This is a genomic window from Bacillus taeanensis, assembly GCF_003318295.1.
Lineage (GTDB): Bacteria > Bacillota > Bacilli > Bacillales > UBA6769 > Maribacillus > Maribacillus taeanensis.
In genome coordinates this window covers 72,374-98,829 of the sequence record NZ_QOCW01000017.1, presented here as the reverse complement: position 1 = coordinate 98,829, position 26,456 = coordinate 72,374, and the positions used below count along the sequence as shown (strand labels likewise).

The 26,456-nt window shown below is 41.4% G+C and carries 26 protein-coding genes and 1 pseudogene; 1 reads left to right on the top strand and 26 read right to left on the bottom strand.

Going from position 1 to position 26,456, the window contains the following annotated elements; genetic code table 11:
• From DS031_RS15465 to DS031_RS15365, 22 genes and pseudogenes are all read right to left on the bottom strand, one after another.
• Window positions 1-437, bottom strand: a pseudogene (locus tag DS031_RS15465) (RNA-guided endonuclease InsQ/TnpB family protein); the annotation flags it as partial.
• A 115-nt stretch (window positions 438-552) separates the two neighbouring features.
• Entirely contained in the window at window positions 553-957 is a 405-nt protein-coding gene (locus tag DS031_RS15460) for a diguanylate cyclase domain-containing protein (protein ID WP_113806976.1), read from the bottom strand.
• Window positions 912-1,826: an MHYT domain-containing protein gene (locus DS031_RS15455; protein ID WP_113806975.1), complete on the bottom strand. Its 915-nt coding sequence runs from the start codon at window positions 1,824-1,826 to the stop codon at window positions 912-914. Before DS031_RS15455 ends, DS031_RS15460 begins: the two co-directional genes overlap by 46 nt.
• 99 nt (window positions 1,827-1,925) lie before the next feature.
• A complete protein-coding gene (gene spoIIQ, locus DS031_RS15450) occupies window positions 1,926-2,759 on the bottom strand; it encodes a stage II sporulation protein SpoIIQ (RefSeq protein ID WP_113806974.1) in 834 nt (277 codons plus the stop codon).
• 117 nt (window positions 2,760-2,876) lie between these two features.
• Entirely contained in the window at window positions 2,877-4,094 is a 1,218-nt protein-coding gene (locus DS031_RS15445; protein WP_113806973.1) for a Ger(x)C family spore germination protein, read from the bottom strand.
• 115 nt (window positions 4,095-4,209) lie between these two features.
• On the bottom strand, window positions 4,210-5,418 hold the full coding sequence (locus tag DS031_RS15440; protein ID WP_113806972.1) for a Ger(x)C family spore germination protein: 1,209 nt from the start codon (window positions 5,416-5,418) through the stop codon (window positions 4,210-4,212).
• 133 nt (window positions 5,419-5,551) lie between these two features.
• Window positions 5,552-5,722: a hypothetical protein gene (locus DS031_RS23770; RefSeq protein ID WP_181833184.1), complete on the bottom strand. Its 171-nt coding sequence runs from the start codon at window positions 5,720-5,722 to the stop codon at window positions 5,552-5,554.
• Between the two features lie 250 nt (window positions 5,723-5,972).
• A complete protein-coding gene (gene spoIID, locus DS031_RS15435; RefSeq protein WP_113806971.1) occupies window positions 5,973-6,986 on the bottom strand; it encodes a stage II sporulation protein D in 1,014 nt (337 codons plus the stop codon).
• 388 nt (window positions 6,987-7,374) lie between these two features.
• Window positions 7,375-8,703, bottom strand: coding sequence for a UDP-N-acetylglucosamine 1-carboxyvinyltransferase (gene murA / locus DS031_RS15430; protein WP_113806970.1), 1,329 nt, complete (start codon window positions 8,701-8,703; stop codon window positions 7,375-7,377).
• Between the two features lie 29 nt (window positions 8,704-8,732).
• Window positions 8,733-9,473 carry a YwmB family TATA-box binding protein gene (locus DS031_RS15425; protein WP_142675782.1) on the bottom strand — a complete coding sequence of 247 codons (741 nt, stop codon included), beginning with the start codon at window positions 9,471-9,473 and terminating at the stop codon, window positions 8,733-8,735.
• A gap of 289 nt (window positions 9,474-9,762) precedes the next feature.
• Window positions 9,763-9,996 (bottom strand): DUF1146 family protein, encoded by a 234-nt coding sequence (locus DS031_RS15420; protein WP_113806968.1) that lies wholly within the window; start codon window positions 9,994-9,996, stop codon window positions 9,763-9,765.
• Between the two features lie 138 nt (window positions 9,997-10,134).
• Window positions 10,135-11,658 (bottom strand): NADH-quinone oxidoreductase subunit NuoN, encoded by a 1,524-nt coding sequence (nuoN, locus tag DS031_RS15415; protein ID WP_113806967.1) that lies wholly within the window; start codon window positions 11,656-11,658, stop codon window positions 10,135-10,137.
• On the bottom strand, window positions 11,658-13,175 hold the full coding sequence (locus DS031_RS15410; RefSeq protein WP_113806966.1) for a complex I subunit 4 family protein: 1,518 nt from the start codon (window positions 13,173-13,175) through the stop codon (window positions 11,658-11,660). Before DS031_RS15410 ends, nuoN begins: the two co-directional genes overlap by 1 nt.
• Window positions 13,172-15,028, bottom strand: a complete 1,857-nt coding sequence (nuoL, locus tag DS031_RS15405; RefSeq protein WP_113806965.1) for an NADH-quinone oxidoreductase subunit L — start codon at window positions 15,026-15,028, stop codon at window positions 13,172-13,174. Before nuoL ends, DS031_RS15410 begins: the two co-directional genes overlap by 4 nt.
• A 159-nt stretch (window positions 15,029-15,187) precedes the next feature.
• Window positions 15,188-15,502 (bottom strand): NADH-quinone oxidoreductase subunit NuoK, encoded by a 315-nt coding sequence (gene nuoK / locus DS031_RS15400; RefSeq protein ID WP_113806964.1) that lies wholly within the window; start codon window positions 15,500-15,502, stop codon window positions 15,188-15,190.
• Complete coding sequence (locus tag DS031_RS15395) at window positions 15,499-16,008, bottom strand: NADH-quinone oxidoreductase subunit J (protein ID WP_113806963.1); 510 nt, start codon at window positions 16,006-16,008, stop codon at window positions 15,499-15,501. Before DS031_RS15395 ends, nuoK begins: the two co-directional genes overlap by 4 nt.
• Complete coding sequence (gene nuoI, locus DS031_RS15390; protein ID WP_113806962.1) at window positions 16,008-16,427, bottom strand: NADH-quinone oxidoreductase subunit NuoI; 420 nt, start codon at window positions 16,425-16,427, stop codon at window positions 16,008-16,010. The genes DS031_RS15395 and nuoI overlap by 1 nt, the downstream gene beginning before the upstream one ends.
• 154 nt (window positions 16,428-16,581) lie before the next feature.
• Window positions 16,582-17,583, bottom strand: a complete 1,002-nt coding sequence (gene nuoH / locus DS031_RS15385) for an NADH-quinone oxidoreductase subunit NuoH (RefSeq protein WP_113806961.1) — start codon at window positions 17,581-17,583, stop codon at window positions 16,582-16,584.
• On the bottom strand, window positions 17,583-18,683 hold the full coding sequence (locus tag DS031_RS15380) for an NADH-quinone oxidoreductase subunit D (protein ID WP_113806960.1): 1,101 nt from the start codon (window positions 18,681-18,683) through the stop codon (window positions 17,583-17,585). The genes nuoH and DS031_RS15380 overlap by 1 nt, the downstream gene beginning before the upstream one ends.
• A 3-nt stretch (window positions 18,684-18,686) precedes the next feature.
• Window positions 18,687-19,904: an NADH-quinone oxidoreductase subunit C gene (locus tag DS031_RS15375; protein WP_113806959.1), complete on the bottom strand. Its 1,218-nt coding sequence runs from the start codon at window positions 19,902-19,904 to the stop codon at window positions 18,687-18,689.
• Entirely contained in the window at window positions 19,901-20,419 is a 519-nt protein-coding gene (locus tag DS031_RS15370) for a NuoB/complex I 20 kDa subunit family protein (protein WP_113806958.1), read from the bottom strand. Before DS031_RS15370 ends, DS031_RS15375 begins: the two co-directional genes overlap by 4 nt.
• Window positions 20,410-20,787 (bottom strand): NADH-quinone oxidoreductase subunit A, encoded by a 378-nt coding sequence (locus DS031_RS15365; RefSeq protein WP_113806957.1) that lies wholly within the window; start codon window positions 20,785-20,787, stop codon window positions 20,410-20,412. Before DS031_RS15365 ends, DS031_RS15370 begins: the two co-directional genes overlap by 10 nt.
• 250 nt (window positions 20,788-21,037) lie before the next feature.
• Here DS031_RS15365 and DS031_RS15360 point away from each other — a divergent pair, with 250 nt between their 5' ends.
• On the top strand, window positions 21,038-21,871 hold the full coding sequence (locus DS031_RS15360; RefSeq protein WP_113806956.1) for an STAS domain-containing protein: 834 nt from the start codon (window positions 21,038-21,040) through the stop codon (window positions 21,869-21,871).
• Between the two features lie 90 nt (window positions 21,872-21,961).
• Here the strand turns inward: DS031_RS15360 and DS031_RS15355 are convergent, their stop codons facing one another.
• The 4 genes from DS031_RS15355 to atpA all read right to left on the bottom strand — a co-directional run bounded on the left by DS031_RS15355 (window position 21,962) and on the right by atpA (window position 26,448).
• Window positions 21,962-22,366: a F0F1 ATP synthase subunit epsilon gene (locus DS031_RS15355; protein ID WP_113806955.1), complete on the bottom strand. Its 405-nt coding sequence runs from the start codon at window positions 22,364-22,366 to the stop codon at window positions 21,962-21,964.
• Window positions 22,367-22,407: 41 nt separating this feature from the next.
• Window positions 22,408-23,829 (bottom strand): F0F1 ATP synthase subunit beta, encoded by a 1,422-nt coding sequence (atpD, locus tag DS031_RS15350; RefSeq protein WP_113806954.1) that lies wholly within the window; start codon window positions 23,827-23,829, stop codon window positions 22,408-22,410.
• A 129-nt stretch (window positions 23,830-23,958) separates the two neighbouring features.
• Entirely contained in the window at window positions 23,959-24,819 is an 861-nt protein-coding gene (locus DS031_RS15345; protein WP_113806953.1) for a F0F1 ATP synthase subunit gamma, read from the bottom strand.
• Between the two features lie 120 nt (window positions 24,820-24,939).
• The gene (atpA, locus tag DS031_RS15340; protein ID WP_113806952.1) at window positions 24,940-26,448 is read right to left on the bottom strand and encodes a F0F1 ATP synthase subunit alpha; all 1,509 of its coding nucleotides are present in this window, start codon (window positions 26,446-26,448) and stop codon (window positions 24,940-24,942) included.
• Window positions 26,449-26,456: the final 8 nt, after the last annotated feature.

Below are 26,456 nucleotides of genomic sequence, written 5' to 3'. Positions count from 1 at the left end.
TTCACATTTCCTGGAGGGACTTTAGGCAGTTTAAGTGTTAATCTAGGCTGACGTTTGCCATTCCATATTCCTAATGAAAGGGTGATTTTCTTCCCTTCAAGTGTAAACGATTCTCCGACCCATTTGGAGTTGAACACAAATTTATGCTTCCAAGGATAGCGGACATTGAATCCTGCTTTTCTCGCTTTTTGCGCGCCCTCTCTTGCTTGAAGGAATTTATGAGCGACAGCTTGAATTGTTTGGCTGTGAAGAGGATAGAGCCCTTTTAGTTCCTTTTGAAGATCGCTCTTGGTGATCCATCCCCCGCCGAGCCGGTAATAATAACGGGCGATTTGAACACAATCATTCCAAACAACGGCACAAAGACGACGAATCTCAAACAACTTTTGAATGGCAGCAGCAGAAGCAGAAAACGGGACTTTCATTGTTCGATACATGGGTTTCACCTCCATGCCTCTATTTTACTATTAGGAACAAATGTTTTTATATAAGGAAATTGTATTATTTTTTATTTCTGCGCACAAAAACAAAAAAACGCCATTCATCCCCCACCTAAAATTCTATCAAATTTTTGAGGAAGGGGACTTCTGGCTGAATTTCGTTAAAAAGTTGATAATGATTTCTTCCGTTTTGTTTTGCATAAGAAAGGGCCTGATCAGCATCCCGTATAATCATATGAACCTCCTTGGTAACCGTCGGAAATATCGTAATCCCCGCTGAGATTGTTGCCACAAAAGAGTTGTTCTCAACGAAGATCGGCTTCTGCATTTTTTTAATAATTTGATCGGCAAGAGCGATCACGCACTGCTCGGATTCGATGTTTGGGAGCAGAAGAATAAATTCATCACCGCCGACACGAGCAAGTATATGATCCTTTCCAATTAGCTTCTTCACTCTTTTAGCAAATTCTTTTAATACGTAATCGCCCCCGCATGACCAGCCGTGCCGTTGATCCATTTAAAGCGATCAAAATCCATATAAATCACAGCGAGCTCTCTCCCTTTAAGCGCTGCTTGTTCAGAAGCTTCGGCTAATTTCAATTCAAACAACCGGCGATTTGGAATTTCCGTTACGGAATCATAATAAGCGAAACTGAACATCGTTGTTCGCTCCATATTTGTTTTCGTAAAAATTGCATTAAAAATTAATCCAGAACCAATAATGACACCTACAACGAGAATCGTAGTATCCATTTGGAATGGGTTTACATAATTTTTAAAAACGCTCGGAAGAAAAAACGATATCCCTTTCATCCCAATATAGTGTGCCGATGTAACGGCCGCTCCCATTAAGAGCGCGCTGATTGTTTTTAAGAGAATAGAAGAATGAATGCGTAAAAAAGAAAACACAAATAAAGTAGCCGAAGCAAAAAAAACAGCTCCACTAGTCGAAACACTCACATAAAAAAGATCATATTCGATGTGACGAGGAATTGTTATCGCTTTCATAGAAAGGTAATGCATCACACTTATTCCTAATCCTATTGCGATTCCGGCAAACAGAATAGGAAGCTTTTTGTGTTTATAAACAGACAATAAATAAAATGTGAGCATTGAAGCGGCAAAAGGAGGAAGCACTGAAAGAAGCGTCAGCCACCAGTTGTACGAAAACATAACCGGAAGCCTTAATGCTGTCATTCCGATATAATGAGTTGACCATATCCCTACTGCAAGAGCACTTGCCCCAATAATCAACCACGTTTTTTCCAACTTTGCCTTTTCAGCAATTCGTTCTTTTATATCAAATGACGTATACGAAGCGACAACAGAAATAATCGTAGATAATGCCACAAGTATCATATTATAAGAACCAATTACTTCCTTCATGAGGCACCTACCTTAACCTTCTGTAAAATTATTATGCACGGTAGTAACAAAAAAAGTTAACCCACCTTGTTGTGAGTCAACTTTTTTGCACCTTATTTGTTAGGCATTTGTCATTGCAGCAGAAGCATCTTTTGGCTCTGCTTTTTTGTCTTCACTATCTTCTGTTTCGCTGCGTTCTTCTTTCTCGCTTTCCGTATCTTGATCATCTGCTTTTACTTCATCAGATGCATTGACATCTTCAAGAGACGCGGCTGATTTCTCAAAATAGTTAATCGGATTTACAGCTTGACCATCTTTACGGATTTCAAAGTGTGCGTGAACACCGGCATCTTTATTAAAAGCACTGCGTCCTGCTTGACCAAGCACATCACCTTGGACAACCTCTTCGCCTTTTTCTACTTTTACGTTTTCAAGACTTTGATAGTACGTCATAACGCCATCTTGATGTTCAATGTGAACCACATAACCTAATAAATCATCTTTTTCCGCCTTCACAACCTGACCACTCATCGCAGCAACAACATCAAATGTTTCACCGCTCTCTTTTGCATAGTCGATCCCTTCATTTTGGAAATAACTATTATTATAAAATACGAGAGCAGATTCTTGTTCTTCAGCTGAAGCTTCGACATCATAGTATGGAACTTTAATCTTAATATCATCACCAATGACAGGCTGCTTAAATACTTCTGGACGAGCATTAACGGCAACAGCATCATCATTATACTCATAACCAGTTGGATTGTACTCAACCTCTGTATTCGTATTTGGCGAACCTTCATTTGACCCGCTTTGCATCCAAAGAACTGTTACTAACACAATCGCGGCAAATCCAATATAGACGGCAGGAAAGACCCAACGTTTACGTGCCAACTTTTGCAGTTTTGTCGGCATTTCTTTAACGCGAGAAGAATTTTTGTTTTCATCTTTCATTTTTTCATCACCTCAGAAACCATTTTGATCAGATTTCTGGGAATATATACATGGTCATAAAAAAATTATTAGATTATTTTTCGACAAAGTGTTTCATCTTATTCATCAACCAGCTAATTATTTCTCAGCATCGCTATCTGCCTCTTCTAAAAACGAATTTCCAACCGTTCCTGTCCGGCGAATATGACCATCTATATTAATGGTAACCTTCAGTTCCTGAAAGGCTTCATCCCACTCTTTTTTTAGCTTTTTCCACTCTTTTGGATTGGAGCGATGAACCGCCTCTCCAAATCCGAAAATATCAGTTCCCTCTTCTTTTGCTTTATCAATCGTGTCTTTCATATGGGATTGAATGTCTTTTTCTAATCCCGTATTCAGCTTTTCAATTGTTTCTGTTTTTGTTAAATCAATGCTGCACTGCACTTCACCAACATTTCCTTCCGCAAACAAATCAACTGTTATTTCAGGTTTTCCATCTTTCACTTTTGCTTTTACTTCTGTATCTGTACGAATCAGTTCAATAACAAGCTTGCCGCCCTTTGGACACTTAACATCGATCGCTGTGCTTTCAACTTTCCCCATAATATAGTTATAGCCTTTACTTTGTGACTCATTTAACCAGGCTTTCAGCTTATCGTCTTTAAACATCGCAATCCCTGAATATTTTAAAATTGTTTCCGACATCGTTGTTTCAACATTTTTCTGCTCTGCTCCTACTTTAGGATCGCCAATCATCTTTAACCCTGTTAAGACAGGATGTTTGCCATCGCTTACAAGATCAGAAATCAGTTCGTCTAATGCAACAGAAACAGATGGGGCCCAGGCTTTTTGGGAGATTTCCAAAGAAGTAAACAATTTATTTGCTGGAATATCATCGGCATGTGTTAATATTTTAACGATGTCTTCTGCTTTTGCCTCTTTTGTAACAACAAGATAAAAGTCTGTGCGAAGTTCATGATCGCGTGATAAAAAATCAAGGACTTTATTAATTCCAACTTCTTTAGCAAGTTCTTCCCCAATCACAACCATTCTTAAATGCGACCAGTACAACTTTCGCGGCATCACCGTTGACATTTTTCTTATCGCTTCAAAGACCGTGTCCGCTTCTTCTTGATAAACTGAGACGGGAGTTCGATTTGTCGCACCTGCTTGAGAGGCTACTTCGCCTGGGTTTACAACTTGAACGGTCATTAAAAGCGAATTTTCTTCTTCTCCTTTGTCAATACCAACAGCGGTCATGATAGCAAGATCATTTAATTCACGCCGGCTCCAACAGCCTGTTAATAAATTTAAAATGAGAAGAAACACGAGACCTACAACCCATTTTCTTTTCATTTTTTCATCACCTTCTATTCATTAAAAGCATTCACCCTGTTCGTTCTTTTTAATGTTTGCTCCCCACAATCTTTTATGCGAATCAATAGACTTCTCTACAACGACCAGCGTCCTCTTAGTTTGTACCGACTTCTTCTAAAAACGAATTTCCAACCGTTCCTGTGCGGCGGATATGATAATCAACATTTATTGTAACTGGAATTTCTTTAAACGTTTTATCCCAATTTTTCTTTAGCTTCTTCCACTCTTTCGGATCGGAGCGGTGAATTACTTCTCCAAAACCGAAAATATCGGCTTCTTCTTCTTTTGCTTTTGCAAGCGCGCTTTCTATAATATCTTTTACCACTTCAGCTGCAAGACGATTCAACTCTTTAATCGTTTCTTTTTTTGTTAAATCAATTCTGCACTGCACTTCGTTGATGTTTCCTTCTATAAAAAGATTAACGGTGATTTCAGGCTCTCCATTTTTCACCTTGCCTTTTATTTGCGAATCTGTGCGCACGACTTCAATAACAAGCTTTCCACCTTGTGGACATTTAACATCTCCTACTGTGCTGTCAACATGCCCGACAATATAGTTATAGCCTTTGCTTTCCTTTTCATTTAACCAGCCGATCAGCTTATCTTTTTTAAACATGCCGATTCCTGAATACTTTAAAATGGTTTCTGACATCGTTGTTTCGACATTTTTTTGCGACTGTCCTACTTTAGGATCCCCGATCATCTTTAATCCTGTTAACACTGGGTGTTTTCCATCACTTACAATGTCAGCAATTAGTTCGTCTAATGTAATTGAAACAGATGGGGCCCATGTTTTTTCTGAAACTTCCAAAGAGGTAAACAATTTATTTGCCGGAATATCGTCAGCATGAGTTAATACTTTAACAACTTCTCCTGCCTTCACCTCTTTTGCGATCACAATATAAAAATCAGTTCGAAGCTCATGATCACGCGATAAAACATCAAGTACTTTTTTTATGCCTACTTCTTCAGCAAGTCCCTCACCAATGACAATCATGCGAAGATGCGACCAATAAAGCTTTCTTGGCATCATGGTCGACATTCGTCTTATCGCTTCAAAAATCGTCCTGCCCTCTTCTTGATAGACAGAGACTGGCGTCCGGTTTGTTGCACCCGCTTGAGCAGCTACTTCACCGGGATTCACAACTTGAGCCGTAATAAGGAGCGAATCTTCGGTTTCACCTTTATCAATTCCAACAGCTGTTAGGATGGCAAGTTCGTTTAATTCCCGTCGGCTCCAGCATCCTGCTAATAAACTTAAAATGAGAAGGAACAGTATACATATGACCGATTTTTTCTTCATCACCTAGTCACCTTCTAACCATTGAGCTAACAACCAAAATTTTCTTTTTTAATGTCTGTTCATTTCATACCTTTTATGCGCTTGAAAGGAGACAAAAAAGAGGCCGACAGTTTTGTCAGCCTCTTGCGCTTTGTTATTTTGGAACGTTTGGTTCGCGAACTTTTTTGTTGCGCTGGTATTTTGCCGCTCGTTTATTTCCTTTGTTGCTGTTGCCAATATCAAACTCATTCGCAAGCTCTGTATCACGCTGGCGGTTGTTTTGCCCAGTATGCGGCTGGTTCCGGTTGTCATTGCGGTTTGTCATCCGTTTCCCCTCCATAGTCGCACATTTTGAGAACAAATCGTGCGTTCTCTTTTGTAGTTTATCCAAGTTTGCGCTTCTCATGAATTGATTTTTTTAACAGTTATTTTCATTTTAAACCAGTGAATTGCTTTTGTAGTTCCGCGCTTTCAAATTAAAAAGAGGTTGGCTCAATAGGATCTGCCCCCTCAAAACTATACAATATATAGCGGTTTTGAGGGGGCAGACCTTACACTTTTGAGACAACCCCTACTTATTTTTTCGCTGTCATTTTTGTAACAAAGGGCTGAACGGGCGAGATTTCAATTCCTTGGTAATAATAACTAACAATGTCTTGAAAACTTTGTCCTTCCTGCGCCATTCCATTTGCCCCGTATTGGCTCATGCCGACGCCGTGACCATACCCTTTTGTTGTGACGACAACTTGATCTCCTTTGCGCTCCCAAGTAAAGTCAGATGATTTCAAATCAAGCTTTTCTCTTACTTCCCGTCCTTCTAATGTTTTTCCGTTAATCGTGACTTCCGCAACACGTTTTCCTTCTGTATAGTTTACAATTTTTCCGATTGTTCCATCATCAGGAAGCGTAACATTTAACTTCCGCTGAAACTCTGAGGCGGAAAAGCTTTTTTGATCATAAAATTTAGGCGAATCAACATCCCAAGGACTTTTAACACTTTTTAAATATGGAATTTCATTTTGCCAATAATCTTCTGAGTTTTCCGTATAACCATTGCTCGTTGAAAAAAATGATGCTTCAATTGGATTTCCATCATACGTTAAAATTTGTCCGCCTGTTTCTTTGACTGCTTTCGTAATGCGTTCGATTTTCCACTCATAATCAGCACCCCAAAGCTGTTTTAATTCTTCCTTGCTTCGAAATACTTGATGGAGCGTTGAATCCGTGACGACCGCACCGCTTGGAACTTTCATATCAGATGGCTGTAAAAGCTGTTTAACGATGTACGTTCGTGCCGTTAAGCTTTGCGCTTTTAACGCTTCCATTTCAAACTCAGCCGGCATTTCCGAGGCAACAACACCGATCACATAATCTTCTAAAGAAAGGTTTTCTACAGTTTTTGTTTGCGTTCTGTAGACAGCGACTTCTACGGCAGGATCGGAAGCTGCCGGTGACGATGCTTTTGTGTCTGATTGCGGCATTACATTGGCCTCAATCGATTTTGTTTCCGAAAAAGGCAATACAAGCAAAGCAGGTATAATAATGACGATACTGGTTAAGATGGTAATAACTACAAAAAAACGTTTCACACCAAGCCCCCTTTTCCAATTTTCTTTACTGTAAAATGTATGGGCTTGGACAACCTTTTAGAACAGAGTCACACCAAACTTTTGACTCATTTTTGTCAAATTGTGACAAAAGTTACAGATTAAAAACAATAATTTTGAAAGTTCTATTTTTTATAAACCATAATAAAGTAATAGTGGACGCTGCCCTTTTCAAGGAACTACACAATTTGCGGTAATTATTTCACCGGAAATAAGAAAAGCGGAAGCGCCCGTTCAGCCTCGATTAGCAAATGTTCTTACGACGAAAAGGCGCTGTTTGCCTTTACGACGTAAGGTTATTTGACTCGAGAGGCTGAACGGGCGCTGAAGCTGGACAATAAAAAAACGACCGGCTAAAAGCCAATCGTTTTTAAGCAAATTTCGGTTTTACATTCATTGCAGGAACTGCTTTTTCCTGCTCCTCTTCAACAGCGGCAGGCGCTTCATTCACACGCTCTACATCGGCACCAAGGGCAGCAAGTTTACCAGCAAAGTTCACATAACCGCGGTCTAAATGCTTTAATTCCGTTACACGTGTATAACCATCAGAAACGAGGCCAGCTAAAATTAACGCTGCACCAGCGCGAAGATCTGTTGCTGCTACTTCTGCACCTTGTAAGTTAGAAGGACCTTCAATAATCGCTGAGCGGCCTTCAATTTTAATGTTACCGTTCATACGCTGAAATTCTTCAACATGCATAAAGCGGTTTTCAAACACCGTTTCTGTAATAACGCTCGTTCCTTTTGCACGAAGAAGAAGTGCCATCATTTGTGACTGCATATCTGTTGGAAATCCTGGATGCGGCATTGTTTTAATATCTATAGGCTTTAATTCTTTTGGCCCGATAACCTGAATACCGTTGTCTTTCTCAATTAACGTAACACCCATTTCTTCCATCTTCGCTACTAATGGACGAAGATGCTCTGGGATTGCTCCCTCCACAAAAACATCACCGCCAGTAATTGCTGCGGCTACCATAAACGTACCTGCTTCAATACGGTCGCCAATTACTGTGTGATCTGCACCAGCTAGTTCCTCTACACCTTCAATGCGGATTGTGCCTGTTCCTGCACCTCGAACATTCGCACCCATCGCATTTAAATAGTTTGCCAAGCATACAATTTCCGGTTCTTTTGCGACGTTTTCGATAACTGTTGTACCTTCTGCAAGTACAGCTGCCATCATAATGTTTTCTGTTGCACCTACACTCGGAAAGTCAAGATAAATATTTGTGCCTTGTAACTTTCCGTCAACAGATGCTTCAATAAAGCCGTTGCCAATTGTTACCGTTGCTCCCATTGCTTCAAAACCTTTTAAGTGTTGATCAATTGGTCTTGAACCAATTGCACATCCTCCAGGAAGCGCAATGCGTGCCTGACCCACACGGGCCAATAATGGTCCCATTACAAGAAAAGATGCACGCATTTTCCGAATAACCTCAAACGGTGCTTCTGTTTTTAACGGTTTTGATGCATCGACTTTTAAAACACCATCAGAAAAGTTCGCATCAACATTTAAATGACCTAATAATTCATTAATCGTGTATACATCAGCAAGGGTTGGCACATCATAAATTGTGCTAGTGCCGCTTTTAGCTAATATCGATGCTGCGATGACAGGCAGTACAGCATTTTTTGCTCCTTCCACTTTGACGGAGCCAACCAGCCGCCTACCACCACGGACAATGATTTTTTCCAACGTATTCCCCTCCGCGTCCAATTTATATATTAGTATTCAGTCAGTAGAATGGGTGTACCAATTATCACTGTTGTTTTATCGCCTATTTCTTTTTGTCGTAATGCTACTTGTATATTCATGTCTTCATTGTTTGTGCTGATCTTTTCGTTCCACAGTTCAGTATATGCGGAAAGTGATACAAACGTCTCTTCTTTCAGAGATTCCACTTCTGTCCCTTGAAACTCCTGAAGCAAACCGTTTGCGTAATCATACAAACCAACACCCATTGTATCATTGATATTTCCCTTTAGACAAGTAAAAACTGCAGTATTTCCTGAAAATAATTCCTTTGAACGATTGTTAACAAACTTTTTGATTTTTAGGCGCTGCTTTTTACCTAAATCAGTTGTTCCTCTAAGTTCATACATAATGTACGTATGAAAACTTCCGTTTGTGGGGTAAGCTAAAAAAGTTATTTTTTCTTCTCCTTGAAAGTCAGAAGCGCGCTTTTCTGCAGTCACTTTCAACATGCCGTCTGTTTCTGTGATTTTTCCCCATGTAAACTGAGGTGTTCTTTTCTTTAATGCTTGAAGACCGGTATTATAAGCTGCTTTGTCTGCTGCAATCGTTGTTTCGCCTTTTACAAGAAATGACCATTCTTCTACAGCAATATGCCGCTCTTTCATGACTCGTGAAATTTCTTCAAAAGGATGTTTTTTACCTTCTCCAAACACCTCATGGCCGATGCTGACAGATAGTAAAAGTAAACATATCATACCGATTGTCTTCATTTTCTTCACGTCCTCTCCTTATTAATCAGTTTGACCAGGAGAGGCATTGTCATACATGGAAGTTATAGTCAACTATCGACAATTTTAAAAAGTTTTTGCGCATTATACAATGTGCTAAAAGACCGATATTGTTACTATTGTGTTACAGTTTTTTAAATGCCCGTTTGTGAGACCATGTAAACGTATTATTTATAAATTGTTACAAAAAGATTACAAAAAAAGTGTACCTCATTATAATACAAAGGTACACTAACTTTAGTATGATTTTCTCGTTCTTGTTTCATTTTAATTAAAATAAATACTGCAGTCTTGTTGCCCATTGATAATAGGATAAAAAGAAATTCGCGGCTGTCGATCCAATCGCGATCGTTAATAGAATTTGCAGTACTTTTGCCTGCGGACTGTTAATGTTTTTCACAAAAAAATCAAGCTTTACAATTTGCAGCGCCCACCATGTAACAAATAAAAAAACAAGCTGAATCATAATATGCATAATTGCCTGCTGTCCAAAAAGTTCTTCCACTTCAAAACCTCCATTTTACAAAATATACCTTTTAGCTGTTTAGCTTATTTTTTATTATTTCGTTTAAATCTTACCATGAAAAGGGTCGTTCCAACAAAAAGAAGGGAACATGCTGCTCCCTTCTTTTTCTCTCATTTATTATTTTACTAAAAATACATCTGAGAAGTTAAAATGTTGATTCATAAACTCAAGCCCAATTCCCGGGAAAATTCCGAATAAAAGCGTCCCAGCAAGACAAACAATAATGACAGTTCGGATGCCGATTGGAAGAGATGCTTCCTCTCGCTCCTCTCCTTCGTGCTTCCTAAAATACATTTGAACCATAATATTAAAATAATAAATGTAAGAAACAATTGTTGTCGCAAGCATCACGCCAACTAAAAAGTAATGCTTTGGCACCGTGCTTAAAGCTGTCATAAAAATCCCATATTTCCCAATAAATCCAGCTGTTAATGGAATACCAGCAAGAGACAATAAGAAAATTGTCATTCCAAGGGCAAGAAGCGGATTTTTCTTATAAAGCCCTGAGAAAACATTAAGATCTTCACTGTCCGCTCTCGTTGTAACATAATGAAGAATCGCAAATGCGCCGAGATTCATCAGCAAGTACGCACCGAGATAAAAAGCTGTCATATTAAATAAAAAGCCTGATAAAGAGATAAACGGTACGAGTAAATAACCGGCATGGGCAATGCTTGAATAAGCAAAAAGACGCTTCACATTGCGCTGTCTTAAGGCTGCTGTATTTCCGACAATCATCGTAATTCCCGCTAAAAAAGCAATATACGGCTGCACCGATAACAGAAGCGGCTTTACTCCTGTTAACACTTGGAGTCCGGGTGCCTGCGCAAAGCTCAGCACCATCATCCGAATTAACAGCGCAAAACCAGCTGTTTTTGACACAACGCTTAAAAACGCTGTAACAGGAGTCGCCGCGCCTTGATACACATCAGGCGCCCACATATGAAACGGTGCTGCCGCAATTTTAAAAGAAAGCCCGCCAAACAGTAAAAAGAACGCAAAAATCATTAAAAACGCATTGTCTTGTACAAGAGGATTGGCAATTGCTCCTGCAATTTCATATAAATTTGTTGTGCCGGTAAAACCGTACAAATAACTCATTCCAAACAGTGTAAACGCCGTTGCAATACTGCCGTTTACAACATATTTAAAGGCGGCTTCATTGGATTGAAGATTATTTTTACGCATCCCCACTAAAATATAGGAAGAAAGCGATAAAAGCTCTAAGCCGACAAAAAGGGTAATTAAATCAGCACTTGAGGCCATCATCATGCCACCGAGAAGCGCTGTAAGCATTAAATAATAAAATTCGCCGCGGTACTCCTTCTCAATTCCACTTCTGTCAAGGGCCATTAAAAAGACAAGTCCGGTTCCAATTAACATAAGCAGTTTAAATGCCTTTGCGAAAGAATCAAGGCGGTATGTGTTGTTTAAAATCGTCGTAACCTCTTCATTAAACTGCCCTACTAAAAAAACGAGCGACACTACAATTCCTAGTAAACCGAGAAAAACAAAACCTTTTCTGTCTTTATCTTTTCCGATAAATAAGTCTAAAAGTGATAAGAGGGTCGCTGTAATAAGAATCGTAAATTCTGGTGCCATGCTGCTCCATTCATATGATAGCAATGTTTCAAGATCCATTACATCCCGCCCCCTATCCAAAGCATCATTAATTCTAATGTCGCCTGCAGTGAGTTTGAAAGCACTGCTGGAAACACACCAATTAAAACGATAAAACCAAGCAGCACAACTGGAGGAATCCACTCAGTTAGCTTTAAATCTTCTCCTGATTTTACACTCCATGACGCTGGTCCAAAGGTTACCGATAAAACAGCGCGGAGAATATAAACAGCCGTTAAAATAATGCCAAGCGTTCCAACAGCAGCAATTTCCGGCATCGTCTCAAACAATCCGAGAAAAGCCATAAATTCACTCACAAAGCCTGACATTCCCGGCAGTCCAAGTGAGGCAAGGCCGCCTGCTAAAAGAAAGCCCGCTGTCAGCGGCATTATTTTCGCCATTCCACCAAGCACATCTAAATTTGTCGTGCCTGTGCGTGTATAAATAACACCGATCAGGAAAAATAATAAGGCGGAAATTAATCCGTGTGAGACAAGCTGAAAAATCGCTCCCTGCATGCCTGAGCCGTTTAAGGCTGCAATTCCAAGCAGAACAATTCCCATATGCGACACACTCGAATAGGCAAGCACCTTTTTTAAGTCTGTTTGAATGAGCGCTAAAAACGCGCCATACAATAAATTAATCACACCGAGAATTGCAAGAAACACAGCAAGCTCTTTGACCGCTTCTGGGAAAATCCCAACACCGAGGCGAATCAAGCCGTAGGCGCCGATTTTCAGTAAAATACCCGCATGAATCATCACAACAGCAATCGGTGCCTGCACGTGCACGCGGACCATCCAGCTGTGCAGCGGCACAATCGGAAGCTTCACACCAAATGCCGCCAACAGCGCAAGCACTGCGCCAATGCGAAAGGCCTGCGGCACAGAAGCATACGACATATCTTCCTGCATATAAAGAGACAGCTCATTTATATTCACAGTTCCTGTCATCATAAACAGCGCTACAAACACGATAAGTAAAATCGCTGAACCAATGCCATTATAAATAAGGAAACTAAATGCTGCTTTTTCCCTTTTAAAATAGCCCCATTTTCCAATTAAGAAAAACATCGGAATTAATGTCAGCTCAAAAAAGATAAAAAACATGACTAAATTTTCTGCGGCAAACACACCAATCATGCCAATTTCAAGCAGTAAAAACAGCAGCGCATACCCTTTTACTTCTGCCGTAATTGTTAATGCTGCAATCGCTGATAGTGTACAAATAATCGTTGTTAACAGGATCATTACAATAGAAATACCGTTAACGCCTAGTTCGTAGGAAATGGGGAACGGCTCAATTCCAAACTGTTCAGGTCCGGAAAACTCAAGCCATTTATACACTTCTAAAAATTGACTGCCCTGCACTGTTTGATCAAATCCGCTGTAAATCACAAAAGCGAGTCCGAGCGGCAGCAGTGTTGCAAGAATCATTAACAAGTGAAGCTGCCGTGTTTCTGCTTTTGGAATAAAGCTGATCACAATGATACCAAGAAGCGGGGAAAAAACGAGCAGTGATAATAACATCTCATTCATTGAAAATACCCCCCTCTTAGTGCAATCACAACAATTAAAATAACAATGCCGGCAAACGCAGCGGCCGTATACCCCTGCACTTGTCCGCTCTGCAGACGTGACGCTGTTTTTCCAGTGCCTTTTGTAATTTCTGAAACAATAGCCGCAATCCCTTCAACAAGAAAACGTTCGATATAAAGGACAAAATAGCTGATCATTCTTGTCCATGTTACAAACGTGCCGCGGTACGTTTCATCAACATAATATTTATTAAACAATAGTTGATAAAGAAACGGCATGTAGCTTGACAGCCAATCTCTTGCAAGTATTTTTTTTCCGTACATGAGCCATGCTAAGAAAATACCGCTAAGTGAAACGGCTGCTGCAAGAAGCGGTACCCACATTCCTTCTCCATGATGCAGCTCTGGAATGGTAAATGGTCCGCCATTCAGCCAGTCACCTAGTCCGTGAAAAAACGGGGTTTGCACATAACCCGAAATGACCGCAAGCAAACCGAGAATAAGCATTGGCAGCACCATTACACTTGGAGATTCATGAACCTCCCTTTGTTTTTCACGTCCCTCTCCTGTAAAGACGAGGAAAAACATTCGGAACATATAAAATGCGGTAAAAAAGGCTGCAATGACGGCAACGATAAACAGCATATAACTGCCGTTTGCTATTGTAGACGCTAAAATTTCATCTTTACTAAAAAACCCTGAAAAAAGCGGAACTCCTGAAATTGCTAAACTGCCGATTAAAAAAAGTGGACCGGTTAGCTTCATCTTGTTCCATAAGCCGCCCATTTCTTCAATGTCCTGTGTATGCGCGGCGTGAATGACGCTGCCGGCTCCTAAAAAGAGCAGTGCTTTAAAAAAGGCGTGGGTCATTAAATGAAAAATCGCTGCCACATAGCCGCCAACACCTAAGGCAAGCATCATATAGCCGAGCTGACTGACGGTTGAATAAGCTAAAATTCGTTTAATATCGCGCTGCACAAGACCAATCGATGCCGCAAAAATTGCGGTAAAACCGCCAACGACAGCCACAACAGTCATCGCCGTTTCCGATGCTAAGTAAAGCGGGTAAACTGTTGCGACTAAATACACACCTGCTGCAACCATTGTTGCGGCATGAATTAACGCCGATACAGGTGTCGGGCCTTCCATCGCATCCGGAAGCCACGTATGAAGCGGAAACTGACCTGATTTTCCGACGGCACCGATAAACACTAAAATCGCGATTAGTGTAATCATTCCTTCAGGGACGATTCCCATTTCAAGAGCCTGAAAAATTTCATCAAACTCAAAGCTTCCAACCTGCCAAAATAATAGAAGCATCCCGATAAATAAGCCAACATCCCCAATACGGGTAACGATAAACGCTTTTTTCGCGGCGGCTTTCGCTTCTGAATTATAAAAATAAAAGCCGATTAATAGAAACGAACAAACGCCAACAAGTTCCCAAAAAATATAAAGCTGAAGAAGGTTCGGTGATAACACAAGGCCAAGCATTGAAAAAGTAAACAAACCGAGATAGCTGTAAAACACCGAAAAACGCTCATCGCCTTTCATATAACCGAGCGAATACATATGTACTAAAAAGCTGACAAGCGACACAATCACAAGCATTAACGCATTTAAAGGATTTACTTCCATTCCCATTGTGATGACAATTTGTTCGACTTTCAGCCATTCTCCTTCTCGGATGATGCTTCCTTCGCCAATTTGCTGAAACAGTACAACAACAGACAGGATAAAACTTACAAACACAAGCCCTACTCCGATATATGCGGCTTTGTTTTGGCGAAAGAACAGCAGAAGGAGAAACGATAGAAGCGGTAAGACTGGAATTATCCACGCATTTTCCATCATTTTTTATCATTCCCCTCTAAATGACATGTAGGTGAAAGAAAGTACACTTTTTAAAGTCTCCCTTTCAAATCCATACATTGTACAGCGGCTTTTCAAAGGCAGTACCTTATCAATGAATCGAAGGGGGAGCTTCTTTCTTTTAAGGCACCCCCTGTTTGCTTAATGCTTTAATTCTTCCATTTCATCAACATTGACTGTTGCTTTATTTCGGTACAGTGCAATTAAAATCGCAAGTCCAACCGCAGCTTCTGCGGCTGCAACAGTAATCGTAAACAATGAAAAAACTTGACCTGTTAAATTAGGATTGACGCCAAACTTTGAAAAAGCAACTAAGTTAAGGTTGACCGCATTTAACATCAGTTCAATCGAAATCAGCACAATCACTGCGTTTCGCTTCGTTAAAGCACCAAATAAGCCGATGCAAAACAGCGTTAACGCAAGCAATAAGTAGGCAGATAACGGAATTGTGCTCATTTTTGCTCACTCTCCTCGTCATCTCGTTTTGCAAGGATAATCGCCCCAATAAGCGCGACAAGCAGTAAAACAGAAAGCAGTTCAAATGGAATCACATATTCTGAATAAATCATCGTTCCAATTGCTTTCGTATTTTCTTCATGCAGCTCTCCCGCCTGTGTGCCGAGATTTAAATCATTAATCCCGTAAAACATAATAAAGAAAAAGGCTGCCGCTGAAAAAAGACTGATGAGAAGGCGGCGCGGACTCACTTTATAACGCGTTCTGTCATCATGCTTTGTAAGCATAATCCCAAACAGCATAATGATTGTAATTGCTCCCGAATAAATGAGCACCTGCACCACAGCGACAAATTCAGCCGAAAGCATGACATAAATACCAGCCAGGCTTAAAAAGGTAAACACAAGTGAGATCACCATATGCATCACATTTTCAAGGTTTAACATCAGCACCCCGCCGGCAATAGCCGCGAGTGCGAGAATAAAAAACGCCATCAATTCACCCATTACGCTTTATTCTCCCTTCTGATGTTTTGATCGTTTTCATCGAGCCATTCTAAGTTTTTAAACAATTCATCTCGGCTGTATTCGGCAAGCTCAAAATTATTCGTCATCACGATCGCTTCGGTTGGACAAACCTCTGTACAAAGATCGCATAAAATACAAATTTCAAAGTTAATGTCATACGTATCAATCACTTTACCCTTCTTATTCGGGTCTGGATGCGGTTTTCCTGTTAGCTGAATGCAATCTGTCGGACAAATGTTGGCACATTGATTGCAAACAATGCATTTTTCCGGATGAAACTTTTGAATACCGCGAAAGCGATCCGGCATCATTAACGGCTCATCCGGATAGCTGTGGGTCACAGGCTTTTTCGTTAAGTTTTTTAATGTGTATTTTAATCCTTTTACAAGACCTAACATGAACTCTCACCTCTTTTAAAAGAAATGCGGAAGCGACTTGCTCACCCCCGACAAGCAAATGTTCTTACGACGAAAAGGGGCTCTTTCCCTTTACGGCGTAAGGTTATTTGACTCGAGGGGATAGGCGCTGCAGCTGGACAACAATTTAATCCTACTAGAAAAATAGCTCTTTTATAAAGGCAGTTACAAAGATGTTCGCAAGCGCCACCGGTAGAAGCACTTTCCAGCCAAAGGACATTAATTGATCGGCGCGAATCCTTGGAAATGAAGCGCGGAACCAAATCATAATAAAGACAATGCTCATAAACTTCAGTGCAAACCAAACCACGCCTGGAATAAATCCTAAAAACGGAAGCGGCGGATGCCATCCCCCTAAAAATAAAATGGTTGTTAAAGACGCCATCGCAAATAAATAAACATACTCAGAAAGCATAAAAAACGCCCAGCGAAAGCCTGAATATTCAACATGATAGCCGGCAACAAGCTCTGATTCCGCTTCCGGCAGGTCAAATGGCGTCCGGTTTAACTCAGCTGTTGCCGCAATTAAAAACACTAAAAAGGCAACAGGCTGCAGAAAGATATAGGCGATATTTTCTTGTGCAGCAACAATTTCAGTTAAGTTTAAGCTTCCTGTTAACAGCACAATGCCAACAACTGACATCACTAAGGGAATTTCATATGAAATCATCTGTGCCGCTGAACGCATTCCACCAAGAAGCGCATATTTGTTATTCGATGCCCAGCCGCCAAGTAAGACGCCAATTGTTGAAATGCCAGAAACAGCAATATAATAAAGCAGTCCAACCCCAATATCAGCAAACTTTAAGTTTTCACTAAACGGAATTGCCGCAAGCACCATAAATGCCGGCGCAAAAGCAAGTACTGGTGCGAGTATAAACAGGGGCCGATCGGCAAGTTTTGGAATCGTATCTTCTTTTAATAACAGCTTCAACACGTCCGCGACTGTTTGTAATAAACCAAAGCGGCCGCCAACACGACTCGGTCCCATCCGTGCCTGCATAAAGCCGAGCACTTTTCGTTCCGCTAAAATGCCGTACGTTACGAATCCTAATACTGTCATTAATAATGACACACCTAAAAAGAAGAAAATCGCCGTATTCGTCCAATTTGGTGCTGATTGAAGCAGTTCATTCATTAGCCGTCAACCTCCCCAAGGACAATATCAATGCCTCCAAGAATCGTAATTAAGTTCGCAATGTTTTCGCCTTTTAACAGCTTCGGCAAAATTTGCAGATTATAAAACGATGGCCGGCGAAACTTCAAGCGGTACGGCTCCTTTTTTCCATCTGATGCAATATAACAGCCAATCTCGCCGCGCGGTGACTCAATGCGGACATATGTCTCGCCTTTTGGCGGCTTAATAATCCGCGGTACTTTCGCCATAATCTCGCCTTCTTCCGGAAACTGCTCAACAGCCTGCTCGACGATTTTAATTGATTCCTCTACTTCCGCCATGCGGCACTGATAACGCGACCACGCATCCCCTGCTGTGCGGACAGGTACGTTAAAATCGAAGTGATCATAAATTGAATACGGCTCATCTTTACGAAGATCCCACTCAACACCTGTACAGCGAAGATTTGCGCCGCTTAACGAATATTGCAGTGCTTCTTCTTTGGAATAAACACCGACACCTTTTACACGCTGCAGAAAGATTTCATTTCCAGAAACAAGTTCATGATAGCCGGCAAGCTGTTCGCGTAAATAAGGCAACAAGTCTCTTACCTTTTGAATCCAGCCCTCCGGCGCATCCCACTTCACGCCGCCAACACGCATATAGTTAAATGTAAGACGAGCACCTGAAATCTCATTTAAAAGATTAATAATCATTTCCCGCTCACGAAATGCGTAGAGGAATGGGCTTAATGCACCGATATCCAATAAATATGTACCATACCAAACGAAATGACTGGCAATTCGCCCAAGTTCCATCACAAGAACACGCAAATATTCCGCCCGTTCCGGCACTTCAAGGTTCATCATTGTTTCCACCGCATGACAGAGCACATAGTTGTTTGTCATCGCTGATAAATAATCCATTCGATCTGTATACGGGATAATTTGCGTATACTGCAGATCTTCTGCAAGCTTTTCGGTGCCGCGGTGAAGATAGCCGATCACAGGTGTTGCTTCTTTAATCGTTTCTCCATCAATTTTCAAGACAATTCGAAACACACCGTGTGTACTCGGGTGCTGCGGCCCGACATTTAAAAGCATTTCCTCTGTACGAATCACCTTCTACACCTCCACGTCAAACGGCTCATAATCTTTACGAAGCGGATAGCCAACCCAATCTTCTGTAAGCAAAATCCGCGTTAAATTTGGATGTCCTGTAAATTCAATGCCCAGTAAATCATATGCTTCCCGCTCCGGCCAATCCGCGCCAAGCCAAATCGGCGTAATTGATGGAACAACTGGTTTGTCGCGGTCAAGCTTTACCTTTACGGCGGCTGACTGCTTGTTGCGGTACGAATACAAATACACATACACTTCCATATGTGTTTCAAAGTCTGTGCCGTGAAGCTCTGAGCAGTAGTCAAAAGCAAGCTGTTCATTTTTTCGTAAAAACTCCATCACTTGATAATAGCATTCAAGCTTTACGATAAGCGTTGGCACATCTTTTCCAAGTTTATTAATATAAGACTCTTCAAACACATCTTTTCCGATATGTTCTGTAATGACTTTGACATATTTATCGAGCATTGGCTGATTCGGTGATGGCTGTTCTTCTTCAGCAGGCTCTTCAGAAGCTTTTGCTTGTTTTGCTTTGGCAGCGGCTGCGGCTGCGGCTTTTGCTTTCGCTGCAGCGATCGCTTTTGCTTTTTCATCATCTGATGCCCCGCCGCCCGCTTTTGCCCGAGCTGCGGCTGCCGCTTTCGCTTTGGCGACGGCCGCTGCCTTTTTCTTCGCAAGATCTTCATCACTGGCTGACTCTTCCGATGTACTCTCCTGCATTTCTTTTGCTTTTTGTTTTGCGAGCGCGGCCGCCTTTGCCTTTGCGGCTGCCGCTGCCTTTTTCTTGGCAAGATCTTCATCGCTGGATGACTCTTCTGATGTACTCTCCTGCATTTCTTTTGCTTTTTGTTTTGCGAGTGCGGCCGCTTTTGCTTTTGCCGCTGCCACTGCTTTTTTCTTGGCGAGATCTTCATCGCTGGATGACTCTTCCGATGTACTCTCCTGCATTTCTTTTGCTTTTTGTTTTGCGAGCGCGGCCGCCTTTGCCTTTGCTGCCGCCGCTGCTTTTTTCTTGGCGAGATCTTCATCGCTGGATGATTCTTCCGATGTACTCTCCTGCATTTCTTTTGCTTTTTGTTTTGCGAGCGCGGCCGCTTTTGCTTTTGCCGCTGCCGCTGCTTTTTTCTTCGCTAAATCGTCTCCATCTTTTGAAAGCGTTTCCTTTTCTTCTGATTGCTCTAAATCGCTATGAGGCTTTTTTGGGTCTTTGTCATTCGTCATTGACTTGTCACCCGCTTTCCGGTTTTTGCTTCATAACGGATTTTTTCTTGTAATTTATTAATTCCATAAATAAGTGCAGCTGGATTTGGTGGACAGCCTGGAATATATACATCAACAGGGACAATCTGGTCAACACCTTTTACAACAGCATAAGACTTTATGTACGGTCCACCAGCTGTTGCGCAGGAACCCATTGCGATTACCCATTTCGGTTCAGGCATTTGATCATAGAGACGCTTTAAAACAGGAGCCATTTTTTTTGTAACAGTTCCTGACACAATCATAACGTCTGATTGTCGTGGTGAGGTACGGAAAAAGGAGCCAAAGCGGTCGAGGTCATAGTGTGAGGCACCAACACCCATCATTTCGATTGCACAGCAGGCAAGCCCAAATGTAAGCGGCCAAAGGGAATTGCTCCGCGCCCATCCTTTTACTTGCTCAAGTGTTGAAAAAAAGACATTGCGATTTAACTCTTCTTGTTCTTCTGGTGTAATGTTCTCTAAATTCATATCCATGTTAACACCTTCTTCTTCCATGCATAAATTAATCCGATTAAAAGCATGACGATAAAAATTAACATTTCAATTAATGCAAATAATCCTAGCTCATCGTATGCGACAGCCCACGGATATAGAAATACGGTTTCAACATCAAAAATGACAAACATTAACGCAAAAATATAATACCTTACATTAAAACGGACCCAACTTTGATGAAACGGCTCAATCCCGCTTTCATAGGTTGTCTGCTTTTCGCGGGTAGGCTTGTTTGGCCTGAGAAGTTTCCCTGCTGTTAACGCAACAGCCGGCAGCAAAATCCCGAGTAGAAGAAAGATTCCGACAATAATGTAACTGTTTTGATACACGTAATAAGTCGTCTCCATCGCATCTTCTCCAATCTAAATGAAGGCTTTCTTAATAAGAGTTTTCTCTTTGTACTTATTATAACAAATACAAATATTGGTGTCGACACCACTAATTGGGGGTCTGCCCCCACAAAAAGACACTTACCCTATTTTGTTCATATGGAGAGGACAAATAATAAAAAAAGTACAGCCCCTTATTTATTGCCTAAAGATTTTATATGTTTTACGATAGTATTATCTTACACTTCAGAGGAGATGGCAGCTGCTTATGAGAGAGGAATTGAAGTACATAGGCAACATAATCATTGAAAATAAAGAACAATTAGTGAAAAACCTGCTTCAACTTCATGATAAAGACTATTGCAAAAAAATCCAAGAAGCTGAGATTGAGCTATCTCAAGTTGAAAATTGGCGCACAGAACTTATTCACTATTTAGGAGAAGCGTTATACAAAGACCGGGAAATGATGGCTGAGAAAATAAAAGCCTGGGCACAAAACGTAGGGGAAACAGCCCTTCAAAAAGGCATCCCTTTAGATCAATCCATTCGAGCACTTACTTCGTACCGCACTGTCATATGGGAAGTGTTTACCGATGAATTGAATCAAAGACGCTTCGAGCCTATTACAATGCTTGATGTAAGTAAAATCATTGACCCTTTACTTGATGAAATTAGCTTTATTTTCAGCACGATTTATTTAAATCATCATAACCGGCTTATGAAGCTTGCTCATAGTGCGATGGAAGAATTATCTGCTCCGGTTGTCCCGCTTTGCAAAGAAATCGGAGTTCTTCCGCTTATTGGGGAAATTGATACACACCGCGCAAACTTAATTATGGAAATCGCGTTAGAAAAAAGTGCGCAGCTAAAATTAAAACATTTAATTATTGATGTTTCAGGAGTACCAATGATTGATACAATGGTTGCTTATAATATTTTTAAAGTGGTAAAAGTATTAAAGCTCATTGGTGTAAAAGCAACTTTAACCGGAATACGACCTGAAATCGCCCAAACACTCGTAAGTTTAGGAGTGGAGTTTGAAGATGTTAAAACAAAAATGACTGTCGCGCAAGCTTTAGATGAATTAGGTGTAGTGAAATAAGGGGTCTGACCCCGCAAAAAGACATACCATGCATTTTGTCCATATAGAGAGGACAAATAATAAAAAAGCGCCGCAATGGGCGCTTTTTTATTATTTGTTTTGTGCAATATCTAAACGATTGACTGCACGCTTTAACGCGATTTCAGCGCGTTTAAAGTCAACATTATCTTGTTTTGCATCATTTAAGCGGCGCTCTGCACGCTCTTTTGCGGCACGAGCGCGATTGACATCAATACTTGAAGGCAGTTCGGCTGACTGAGCAAGTACTGTTACTTGATCAGGGCGAACTTCGATAAAGCCTCCACTGACGGCCACCATTTGCGTGTTGCCAGATTGTTGGAGACGAACTGCACTAATGGTAAGCGGAGCGACAAGCGGAATGTGACCTGGTAAAATACCAAGCTCCCCGCTTTGTGATCTCGCACTAACCATACTAGCCTCTCCCTCAAAAACCGGGCCGTCAGGGGTAACGACGCTGACTTTTAACGTCTTCATAGTACCCCCTCCTCCTTTGGTTTATTTCTTATGAGAGTGTATTAAACGTTCGCTTCCATCTCTTTTGCTTTTTCAACCACTTCTTCAATGCGTCCAACGAGACGGAATGCATCTTCAGGAAGGTGGTCATATTTACCTTCAAGAATTTCTTTAAATCCTTGAACCGTTTCTTTAACTGGTACGTATGAACCTTTTTGACCTGTAAACTGTTCCGCAACGTGGAAGTTTTGAGATAAGAAGAACTGAATACGACGCGCACGTGCAACAGTTAATTTATCTTCTTCAGATAACTCGTCCATACCAAGGATTGCGATAATATCTTGAAGCTCTTTGTACTTTTGAAGGGTTTGCTGCACACGGCGAGCTACACTGTAATGCTCTTCACCAACAACTTCAGGAGACAGTGCACGTGAAGTTGATGCAAGAGGGTCTACCGCAGGGTAAATACCCATCTCAGAAAGCTTACGCTCAAGGTTCGTTGTTGCATCTAAGTGAGCAAACGTTGTTGCCGGAGCCGGATCCGTATAGTCATCGGCTGGTACATAAATCGCTTGGATTGATGTTACAGAACCAACGTTTGTTGATGTAATACGCTCTTGTAATTGACCCATTTCCGTTGCAAGTGTTGGTTGGTAACCAACGGCAGATGGCATACGGCCAAGAAGGGCTGATACCTCTGAACCTGCTTGTGTAAAACGGAAGATGTTGTCAATGAAGAATAATACGTCTTGACCTTGCTCATCACGGAAATGCTCGGCCATTGTAAGACCTGTTAACGCAACACGTTGACGCGCTCCAGGCGGCTCGTTCATTTGTCCGAATACCATCGCTGTTTTGTTAATTACGCCAGAATCTTTCATTTCGAAGTATAGGTCGTTTCCTTCACGCGTACGCTCACCTACACCAGCGAATACTGAGATACCGCCGTGCTCTTGGGCGATATTATTGATAAGCTCTTGAATTAATACGGTTTTACCTACGCCGGCACCACCGAATAACCCGATCTTACCACCCTTAATATAAGGAGCAAGTAAGTCTACAACTTTAATTCCTGTTTCAAGAATTTCAGTTGTTGTTGAAAGATTTTCAAATGTAGGTGCTTGACGGTGGATTGGATCACGCTGTACATCAGCTCCAATTTTCTCATCTAAGTCAATTGACTCACCTAATACATTAAATACGCGACCTAATGTCGCATTTCCAACAGGTACGGAAATAGGAGCACCTGTATCTACTACTTCAACACCACGCATTAAACCATCAGTAGATGCCATTGCTACTGTACGTACAGTGTCATCTCCAAGGTGAAGCGCAACTTCTAATGTAAGACTAATGCTTACTTCAGTTTCAGACTGCGCTTTGTATTCAACCTTAAGGGCATTATAAATTTCAGGGAGTGCACCGCTGTCGAATTTTACGTCAACAACCGGACCCATAACTTGAGTAACGCGTCCTTTGTTCATCCTTTTTCCCTCCTAACAACATTTCGAGGTTGAGATGACGAGGATTATCCCAGTCATCTCATGCATTGATTTTTTGCGCTTTAAACACGCATCTATATTCCGTTCGTTTATATCGACGATTCCACTTTACTATTCTAACGCTGCCGCACCGCCGACGATCTCGGTAATTTCCTGCGTGATCGCTGCTTGACGGGCACGGTTGTATGATAATGTAAGTGAACGGATAAGCTCATCGGCATTATCTGTCGCACTTTTCATTGCAGACATACGCGCGCCGTGCTCACTTGCTTTTCCATCAAGTAAAGCACCATAAATTAAGCTTTCAGCATATTGCGGTAAAAGCACTTCTAAAATTGCTTCTTCAGAAGGCTCATACTCGTAACTGCTTAAAGACGATTGATTCGCTGCTAAATCTGTTAACGGAAGCACTTTCTTCTCTGTTAACGTTTGTTGAATGGCACTAACATAGTGGTTGTAGTACATGTACAGCTCATCAAATGTTCCATCCGAGAACATCCCTACTGCTTTCGCTGCAATTTCCTTAATATCAGCAAATTCAGGTTGATCACTAACCCCTGTAATGCTATCCACTACCGGCATACCGCGCTTTTCAAAGAATTTTAATCCCACTTTACCGAACACGATGATCGTATACTCGTCTTTTGACTTATGACGTTCATTAATTGTGTTGTACACATTACGAAGAACGTTACTGTTGTAAGCTCCCGCAAGGCCACGGTCAGATGTGATGACAAGATAACCTGTCTTCTTTACTGGGCGGCTTTCAAGCATTGGATGTGTTGCGTCTTTGCTTCCGAGCGCCACACTTGCCACTACTTCTTGGATTTTATCCATATATACCGTAAATGTTTTCGCATTTTGTTCAGCGCGATTTAGTTTGGCTGCAGAAACCATTTCCATCGCTTTTGTAATTTGCTTTGTTTTCTTCGTGGACGTGATCCGCGTCTTAATATCACGTAAAGATGCCACTCAATCTCACCACCTTTTCGCTAAGCTCGAGACCAAATAAGGAAGCAGACTTGACGTTCGCAAGTAGTCACCTCAAGCAACCTCCATCTATTTGGCTTCTCGTGTTAGACAATCATTCTATTACTCTGAAACCGCAAAAGTTTTCTTGAATTCTTTAATCGCTGCTTGAATATCTTCGTCAGCAGGAAGACCTTTTGTTTCACGAATTGTATCAAGGATTTCTTTCTTATTATGTTCAATCCATGTTAACATTTCTTCCTCAAAACGAGTTACATCCGCTACAGGAATGTCGTCTAAAAGTCCACGCGTTAACGCATAAAGACTGACAACTTGCTTTTCAACAACAAGCGGCTTATGCAAGCCTTGTTTTAAAATTTCTACCGTACGTGCACCACGGTTCAGTTTTGCTTGTGTTGCTTTATCAAGATCAGAACCAAACTGTGCGAATGCTTCTAATTCACGATATGCAGCAAGGTCAAGACGAAGTGTACCGGCTACCTTCTTCATCGCTTTAATTTGTGCGGAACCACCTACACGTGATACAGAAAGACCCGCGTTAATCGCTGGACGCACACCTGAGAAGAAGAGATCAGACTGTAAGAAGATTTGTCCGTCTGTGATTGAGATTACGTTTGTTGGGATATAAGCAGAAACGTCACCTGCTTGCGTTTCGATAAATGGAAGCGCAGTAAGTGAACCGCCGCCTTTTGCGTCGCTTAATTTCGCCGCACGCTCGAGTAGACGAGAGTGTAAGTAGAATACATCCCCTGGGAATGCTTCACGACCTGGAGGACGACGAAGTAATAATGAAAGCTCACGATATGCAGCAGCTTGCTTTGATAAGTCATCATATACAACTAATACGTGCTTGCCGTTGTACATGAACTCCTCACCCATTGTAACTCCTGTATATGGTGCTAAATATAAAAGTGGTGCCGGCTGCGATGCACTTGCTGTTACAACGATTGTGTAATCTAATGCACCGTGCTTACGTAATGTTTCTACTACACCACGAACTGTTGATTCTTTTTGACCAATGGCAACGTAGATACAAATCATATCTTCGTCTTTTTGGTTTAAAATTGTATCAATCGCAACCGCTGTTTTACCAGTTTGACGGTCACCAATGATTAACTCACGCTGACCACGACCGATTGGAACAAGCGCATCGATCGCTTTAATTCCTGTTTGAAGCGGCTCGTGTACAGATTTACGATCCATAACACCCGGTGCTGGACCTTCGATTGGACGAGATTTTGTTGTTTCGATTGGACCAAGACCATCAACAGGTTGTCCTAACGAGTTTACAACACGTCCAAGTAGTTGTTCACCTACTGGTACTTCCATGATGCGGTTCGTACGTTTTACTTCATCGCCTTCGCGAATATCAGTATATGGACCTAGGATTACGATACCTACGTTGTTTTCCTCAAGGTTTTGTGCCATACCCATAACACCATTTTGGAATTCAACGAGCTCTCCGGCCATTACGTTATCTAAACCGTGAACGCGGGCGATACCGTCACCAACTTGGATAACTGTACCCACATCGTTCACTTCGATTTCAGTTTGATAATTTGCGATTTGCTGTTTTATCAGTGCACTGATTTCATCTGCTTTGATGCTCATGAATTTTC